At 42.8% G+C, this 4,281-nt stretch carries 4 protein-coding genes and 1 pseudogene; all 5 read left to right on the top strand.

The window, feature by feature from the left end:
- The first annotated feature begins 131 nt into the window (after window positions 1–131).
- On the top strand, window positions 132–659 hold the full coding sequence (gene ftnA, locus IQR33_RS28700; RefSeq protein ID WP_005379167.1) for a non-heme ferritin: 528 nt from the start codon (window positions 132–134) through the stop codon (window positions 657–659).
- Between the two features lie 91 nt (window positions 660–750).
- On the top strand, window positions 751–1,074 hold the full coding sequence (uspB, locus tag IQR33_RS28695) for a universal stress protein UspB (RefSeq protein WP_005379169.1): 324 nt from the start codon (window positions 751–753) through the stop codon (window positions 1,072–1,074).
- Between the two features lie 177 nt (window positions 1,075–1,251).
- The gene (locus IQR33_RS28690) at window positions 1,252–2,445 is read left to right on the top strand and encodes an NAD(P)/FAD-dependent oxidoreductase (protein ID WP_005382944.1); all 1,194 of its coding nucleotides are present in this window, start codon (window positions 1,252–1,254) and stop codon (window positions 2,443–2,445) included.
- Between the two features lie 130 nt (window positions 2,446–2,575).
- Window positions 2,576–3,403 carry a TnsA endonuclease N-terminal domain-containing protein gene (locus IQR33_RS28685; RefSeq protein ID WP_193837257.1) on the top strand — a complete coding sequence of 276 codons (828 nt, stop codon included), beginning with the start codon at window positions 2,576–2,578 and terminating at the stop codon, window positions 3,401–3,403.
- 7 nt (window positions 3,404–3,410) lie between these two features.
- Window positions 3,411–4,281: pseudogene (locus tag IQR33_RS34790) on the top strand (transposase); the annotation flags it as partial.

Genomic DNA, 4,281 nt, shown 5'->3' with positions numbered 1-4,281 from the left:
GAAATAAGCGTAGTGTTACTGACTAGAGTTGAAGTGAAACTTCGCCGTGTCTGCCAGACCAAGCTATTCTCGCAGCGTCATTTATTTCGAGGTTACTTGGGTATATTGCATGCACAATAATAGGAGTTAACATGCTGTCTCAAACTATGGTCGAACAATTGAATGAGCAAATTAACCTAGAATTTTTCTCATCCAATCTATACTTACAAATGAGTGCTTGGTGTGAAGACAAAGGTTTTGAAGGTGCGGCTGAATTTTTACGCGCTCACGCCGTAGAAGAAATGGAGCACATGCAACGCCTATTCACTTACGTGAGTGAAACTGGCTCAATGCCAATCTTAGGCGCTATTGATGCGCCAAAGCATGACTTTGCGAGCCTAGGTGACGTTTTCCGCGAGACATTTGAACATGAGCAAATGATCACGGAAAAAATCAACAAACTGGCGCACGTTGCATTTACTAGCCAAGACTACTCAACGTTTAACTTCCTACAGTGGTACGTGTCAGAACAGCACGAAGAAGAGAAGTTGTTTAAAGGGATTTTAGATAAGATCGAACTGGTAGGTGAAGACGGTAAAGCGTTGTTCTTCATTGACAAAGATCTAGCACAAATGGCGAAAGAAGGTTCATCTTCAATCATGGATGCTCCAGCTGCGTAAACGCGTTTTGGGACGTTGTAAGTAGCGGGTAAAGACGAAGTGTTGATCGTCTTTTTCTCTTGAGCATTGTTGAAGATGTAGGGAGGAAAAGATGATCAGTGGAGACACAATCTTATTTGCGCTAATGGTGGTAACTGGAGTTAATATGGTCCGGTATCTCACCGCTCTTCGTTCTCTAATTTATATCATGCGTGAAGCGCATCCGCTGTTATATCAGCAAGTTGATGGTAATGGTTTTTTTACCACTCATGGAAATGTCACCAAGCAGGTGAGGTTGTATCACTACATTAAAAGTAAAGAATATCATCATCACCACGATGAAATTTTTACTGGTAAGTGTGAAAGAGTGCGTGAATTGTTTGTTCTATCGACCGCGTTGCTCGGAGTGACGCTACTTGCAGCCTTCATTCTCTAAGAGTCAATAATCTAGATAGTTGTTCTGTCTGAGATGCGGACATACAGAGCGCTTAGAGTTTAAGCGCTTTTCCCTTTCGGTATTTGTCGGTAGAATGTCGCGCCTAGAAAGCAAGGATGTGCAATGTGCACATCCTTTTTTATTTTGATTCGATACCAATCAGTCTAAGAGCTACCGATGAGTAAGAAATTTGATGTTGTTGTAATTGGCGCAGGCGCAGCAGGTTTAATGTGTGCTGCAGAAGCAGGCAAGCGAGGCCGCCGTGTTTTGGTGCTCGATCATGCTAAAAAGCCAGGACGTAAAATCCTTATCTCGGGCGGTGGTCGTTGTAACTTCACTAACTACGACGTTTCAGCTAATCACTATTTGTGTCAAAACCCGCACTTTGTTAAGTCGGCGCTCTCCCAATACACTAACTGGGATTTCATCTCGATGGTGTGTAAACATGGCATTGAGTTCGAAGAGCGTGATCACGGCCAGTTGTTTTGTGTCGATGCATTTACGGCCAAAGATATCGTGAAGATGTTGTTAGCTGAGTGTGACATGCCGAACATCGAGCAGCGTTACCAATGCGATGTTCATTCGATTGAAAAAATTGATGAAGGCTTTCGTTTGCATGCTGGTACTGAGATTGTCGAATGTGAGTCTTTAGTTATCGCAACAGGTGGCTTGTCGATGCCAAAACTGGGAGCGACACCATTTGGTTATAAAGTCGCGGAACAATTTGGTCTTCGAGTTATCCCAACCACGGCAGGTCTTGTACCATTTACTCTGCATAAAGAAGACAAAGAAGACTTTGCTGAGTTATCTGGTATCGCGGTACCTGCGGAAATTACGGCTGAAGATGGCACCATGTTCAAAGAAGCCCTGTTGTTCACACATCGTGGGTTATCTGGTCCAGCAGTGTTACAGATTTCTTCATTCTGGCGGGCCGGACAAAAGGTGTTGATCAATCTTGTGCCAAACGATGATGTTGCTGAGTTATTAGAACGCAGTCGTGAGAAGCATCCAAATCAGTCACTCAAGAATACGCTTGCCAAAGTGCTGCCTAAGCGTCTGGTTGAAGTCTTAATTGAACGTAAAGAGCTAGTCGATAAACCGCTAAAACAGTTCAATCAAAAGGAGCTTGCGGCGATTGTGGAGCGCCTAGAGCATTGGGATATCGCCCCGAATGGCACTGAAGGCTACCGAACTGCGGAAGTGACACTCGGCGGTGTCGATACTGATCACTTATCCTCGAAAACCATGGAATGCAAAGACATTAAAGGGCTTTATTTTATTGGTGAGGTGATGGATGTGACTGGTTGGCTAGGGGGCTACAATTTTCAGTGGTGCTGGTCGAGCGGTTTTGTTGCGGGGCAGTGGGTTTAATTGTGTAGAGACAATAAAGTTTGCCCGTAAGCGTTAAAGTTTGCCCGTAAGAGCATTTTGAGACAATAAAGTTTGCCCGTAAGAGCTACATGTTCTATTTTTTATTGAAGAAAACTTTATTGGATCAGCTATGGGACGTGGCAGAAAGTTAGAGACTTTTGAAGATTATTCGAGAGCGCTGAAAGGCAAGTATGGATTAGGTGAGGGCAAGGATTACAAGCCTTGGCTTAGAGTGCAAGATGTTAAGTCTAGGGGGATACGTTCTCAGATTTATGGTCGGAAAACCCAGCGAGTTCACCATCTCCTATCTTCGATAGAAAGCCAATTGTTTTATCTAAGTGAGTTTTCAGACAGTGTTATCGATATTCGAGAGCAATTCCCGTTACTCCCCCTTAATTACACCCAAAAGATTGCCAAAGTCATCGGGGTTGAACACCCCGCTCATCCAATCAGCGGTGAACCAATCGTTATAACAACTGACGTTCTTCTGACGATTAGCACTGAAAATGGTATTCGCTACCAAGCTATCTCGGTAAAGCCTGAAGACGAAGCTCATCATCAAAGAGTCCTTGAAAAAATAGATATAGAAAGAGTTTGCTGGGAGCTTTTGAATGTTCCATTTAGTTTTTTTGTAGGGAATGAACTTACCCGAACTCAGAGTAAAAACATCGATTGGGCTACCGCTCCATTTCGTGAAGACTCAACGTTCTTTTCTGATGAACAGGTTACTGTCGCTTTACAGACCTTAGGTATTGGTCAGCGTTTTGTAGAAGATGTTTGTGATCTTTTTACAGCATCAGGTATTACCTCACATGATGAGTCTTTGACGCTCCTACGTTACCTTATAGCGAACAAACTTATAGATGTAGATTTGTCTTGTGATATCGCTGAAGAGGGAATTATTAGGATTGATGGAGTTCATTTGATCCAGAGAGGTATCATCAATGGAGATCGTTAGAAACTCTGTGTGGCAGTTTAAAAGGTCTGAAATCTTAGAAGACGGATTATACCGAGTTCTAGAAGTATTAGATGCCGCAGATTGCGTAATCCTTTTTCCTTTAAGCCAAACCTCTACAACAATACGCCCTGTTGGTATTTCTATTGAAAGTTTCATCCAACAGTCGAAAAGAAGAAAAATTCAAAGGTCTGAATATAATGCCGCCCCTCATCTGCTAATCGACGAGTCTGAGATACCAACCTCTCAGCGAGATCGTAGAGATAAAAATTACAGACTGATTGAGGGTATAGTCAATAATCATGAGTTTCTGTTCGACTATGCTACTAAGAAGCGAGCGCCGTACTTGGCACAATATGCACAAACAGTAGGTTCAGATAGAAAAAGTATCGCAAGGTTACTTACTCAGTATTGGCAAAATGGCCAAGACAAAATGGCATTGTTACCCGCATTCGCACGTAGCGGTGGCGCTGGAAAAGAGCGACTTGCCAAAGATAAGGCTTTGGGAGCACCTAGAAGCCCAAGAACTGTCGCTTTAAATCGAGCTGCGAAGTATATCGTCACGGATTTAGATAAAGATTACTTTCGCAAGGCGCTAAAGAAATATTTTCTGAAAGAAAATGGGATGACTCTGAGTAAGACCTACCAGCATTTACTCAGAGAGCGCTATGAGAATGAAATAAGGTTAGCCGAGGCATGTGGTAGAGCGCCTTATATTCCAACATTAAAGCAGTTCAGTTATTGGTCTAAAAAGCTGTTCGATAAAGACCATATCATTCAGGCGAGAACGTCAGAAACGGATTACCTTCGGAATAAAAGAAGTGTTTTAGGAAGCGTCACTCAAGTTAGTTCTACTATAGGTTCAGTATTTGAGATAGATG

The organism is Vibrio sp. OPT46 (genome assembly GCF_015163535.1).
GTDB classification, from domain to species: Bacteria; Pseudomonadota; Gammaproteobacteria; order Enterobacterales; family Vibrionaceae; genus Vibrio; species Vibrio alginolyticus.
This window is presented reverse-complemented; position numbering and strand designations above follow the sequence as displayed.

Coding starts and splice junctions, on each gene's coding strand:
- uspB (WP_005379169.1), top strand. CDS start 751: ATGATCAGTGGAGACACAATCTTATTTGCGCTAATGGTGGTAACTGGA.
- ftnA (WP_005379167.1), top strand. CDS start 132: ATGCTGTCTCAAACTATGGTCGAACAATTGAATGAGCAAATTAACCTA.
- IQR33_RS28690 (WP_005382944.1), top strand. CDS start 1,252: ATGAGTAAGAAATTTGATGTTGTTGTAATTGGCGCAGGCGCAGCAGGT.
- IQR33_RS28685 (WP_193837257.1), top strand. CDS start 2,576: ATGGGACGTGGCAGAAAGTTAGAGACTTTTGAAGATTATTCGAGAGCG.